The sequence below is a fragment of the Citrobacter sp. Cb028 genome (assembly GCF_030336705.1).
GTDB classification, from domain to species: domain Bacteria; phylum Pseudomonadota; class Gammaproteobacteria; order Enterobacterales; family Enterobacteriaceae; genus Citrobacter; species Citrobacter braakii.
In genome coordinates this window covers 1-344 of the sequence record NZ_JAOWCZ010000007.1, presented here as the reverse complement: position 1 = coordinate 344, position 344 = coordinate 1, and the positions used below count along the sequence as shown (strand labels likewise).

Annotated in this window: 1 rRNA gene; it reads right to left on the bottom strand. The window is 50.9% G+C overall.

Annotated elements, in window-relative coordinates:
• Nucleotides 1-316, bottom strand: a 23S ribosomal RNA gene (locus OGV75_RS00040); the annotation flags it as partial.
• Between the last annotated feature and the right edge of the window lie 28 nt (nt 317-344).

The window sequence follows — 344 nt, the reverse complement described above, 5'->3', positions numbered from 1 at the left end:
CGGACTTTCCAGACCGTTCCACTACCACACATGCTGATTCAGACTCTGGGCTGCTCCCCGTTCGCTCGCCGCTACTGGGGGAATCTCGGTTGATTTCTTTTCCTCGGGGTACTTAGATGTTTCAGTTCCCCCGGTTCGCTTCATTACGCTATGTATTCACGTAATGATAGTGTGACGAATCACACTGGGTTTCCCCATTCGGAAATCGCCGGTTATAACGGTTCATATCACCTTACCGACGCTTATCGCAGATTAGCACGTCCTTCATCGCCTCTGACTGCCAGGGCATCCACCGTGTACGCTTAGTCGCTTAACCTCACAACCCGAAGATGTTTCGTAAAACA